At 66.3% G+C, this 2398-nt stretch carries 2 protein-coding genes and 1 pseudogene; 1 reads left to right on the top strand and 2 read right to left on the bottom strand.

Annotated elements, in window-relative coordinates; translation table 11 throughout:
• Nucleotides 1–874, bottom strand: a pseudogene (locus Tfont_RS14270) (transposase); the annotation flags it as partial.
• Between the two features lie 54 nt (nt 875–928).
• Between Tfont_RS14270 and Tfont_RS15135 the strand changes: the two are divergent.
• Nucleotides 929–1207, top strand: coding sequence for a M48 family metalloprotease (locus Tfont_RS15135; RefSeq protein WP_008645843.1), 279 nt, complete (start codon nt 929–931; stop codon nt 1205–1207).
• Nucleotides 1208–1210: 3 nt separating this feature from the next.
• On the opposite strand, the gene Tfont_RS14280 is transcribed toward Tfont_RS15135, so the two are convergent.
• The gene (locus Tfont_RS14280; RefSeq protein WP_008645845.1) at nt 1211–2245 is read right to left on the bottom strand and encodes an AraC family transcriptional regulator; all 1035 of its coding nucleotides are present in this window, start codon (nt 2243–2245) and stop codon (nt 1211–1213) included.
• Nucleotides 2246–2398 lie beyond the last annotated feature (153 nt).

Genomic DNA, 2398 nt, shown 5'->3' on the forward strand with positions numbered 1-2398 from the left:
GCCGTTGCGCCCAGCTCATCGCACGGCGCTTCTGCTCGGGGCTGCGCGGCTCGTCGTGGGCGCTGACGTCCACTGGCGCCGCATCGCCGGCAGGCCGCTTGCCGCGCCCCGAGGGCGTCAGCTGCGCACGCAGGTTTGCATTCGAGGCGAATACGCAGTGGAAGCGGGTGAGATGCGCGCGAGGTGGCGGGACCAGTGCGGCCAGCTTGGCGATGAAGTCGACCGCATCCCATTCGACATGCGTGGTGCCATTGCGCCACGGCGTCTTGAGCTGATACCGCACCCTTCCCTGCGGTGAGATCGACAGCCGCTGCTCGCTGATCGCCGGGCGCGTGATGTAGCGGCACAGCTTTTCGAGCTTGTGGCTTTCGTGTGCTTCCGCGGCCACGCCGGCATGCAGCGAGAAGCCGCCGACCTTGCCGGCATCGCCCTCCAGCGAGCCTGCGTCACCGGGCAATGTTTGCAGCGTGACGACCTTGCGGCCAGCGTCGCGACCGGTGGCGATGCGGTAGGTCATCGAACTCATCCGCAGCCCATCCATGCCGTCGTCGCTACCCGCGCTGTCGGACAGGAACACGGATTCGTCTTCGCCTTCGAGCCAGCCGCGGCGCGACAGGTGCCGGCACACGCGATGCGCGATGGTGTTGGCGAGCTGCGTCAGTTGCGCAGAGGTGGGGGCACGGGCGCGGCGCAGGCGCGGCTTGCGCCGCGGGGGCTCGACGTTCGCGTCGTACACGCCGTCGAGCCACAGCATGTGGAAGTGAACATTCAGGTTCAGCGCGCTGCCGAAGCGCTGGATCAGGGTCACCGCACCGCATTGCGCCGTATCCCGCGGCACGCCGGCCTGATCGGCAAGCCAACCGGCGATCAGCTGGCATTGACCCTGCTGACCGGTAATGCCGGCAGCCTGTCTACGGCCTTTGCCACCGTGGTCCAGCGCGGCTATTCCCGGCAGGCGGAAACGCTCGCCGACGGACATGCCATCGCCGCAGTGAAGAAACTTTATGGTCACGCCGGCGGCGGCGCTTCGGTATTCGAGACTTTTGCGGCTTATCACACCGAACACGGCGGTGAAGCACCGTCCCTGCTCTCGACGCATCCGCTGGACGCCGAGCGCATCGAGCGGCTGCGGCAGGCCGCCGCGGATTGGGACCCTGTCCGTCAACCCCTGCGGCCACTGGCCCTGCCCATGCCGCCCCCTCAGTAAGGCTCAACCGGCCGCCGCCTGTCGCGTACGTGCCGGCGCGTGCCCGGTCCAGCGCTTGTAGGCACGCGCAAAGGCGCTCTGCGCGGAATACCCCAGCAGAAAAGCGATGTCCGTGAGACTCAGCGAGGCATCTTCCAGATAGCGTTCAGCCATTTCCTTGCGCACGCCATCGACCAGCTGGGTAAAACTTTCACCATGCTCCTGGAGCTTGCGCTGGAAGGTCCGTGGCGAGACGTGCAGCGCCGAGGCGACATGACTCAGCTCCAGTTCGCCATCTCCCAGCCGCTGCGCGATCAGGCGGCGGGCGCGGACCAGCGGATCGTCCGTGCGCGTGAGCGTCAGCAATTGCTGCTGGGCCAGGCGATCCATCAACTGGCGCATGGCGGGGTCCGGCTGGATCAGGCCCAGTCCCTGCCACGACTTCGGCACGATCATGCGGTAACTGTCCTGCCGGAAGCGTATCGGGCAGGCGAACACACGGCGCTGCTCGTCCAGGCGCTGCGGCGCCTCGTATGTGAAATCGACGCCCAGCGGAGAGATCGCCTGTCCGGTGATCCAGCGCACAAAAGTCAGCATGCCGGCGAGATTGAACTCCGCAAGCTGGCGGTAGCGGAGATCGGTCGAACGGTTCCAGCTCAACACGATCGCTTCGGCGTCGATCCGCACGTCCACCGGCGCAACGGTGATCACCAGCCCCTGATAGCGCTGCTGGGCGAGCATGGCCTCGCCCAGGGTCGTACAGGCCATGGCGACATAGCCGAGAACGCCGTAATGCCCTGGCCGGATGTGCTCGGCAACATGCACGCCGAGATCAGGATCCTGGGCCAGCACGGCGGCGCGATTGAACAATTCAGCCGCCTCCAGCTCGCTGACGCGCGCATCGCGGTCGTTGAGATCCACGTTCAGGCTCCGCTGCAGTTCGGTCGCATCGATCTGCCGCAGGCGCAAATAGTCGAACAAGGCCAGCAGATAGCTGACCGCGGTGCTGGGCGCGAGGGCCGCAGGGTCGTCGACTCCGGTCTTGGCGCGTGCTGTCATACAGATTGTCGTGCGGGGTCAAGCGGGGCGGAGTCAATAATCAAGTGCAACACCCCTGATCTGCCTTGTACCCGACCCTGCCGCCGACCCATGGGAACCCGCTACCAGCACTTGAGCGCCGAAGAGCGCGCCACCATCATGATCATGCTGCAG

It is taken from the genome of Tepidimonas fonticaldi, from assembly GCF_007556755.1.
In the GTDB taxonomy this organism is placed as follows: Bacteria; Pseudomonadota; Gammaproteobacteria; order Burkholderiales; family Burkholderiaceae_C; genus Tepidimonas; species Tepidimonas fonticaldi.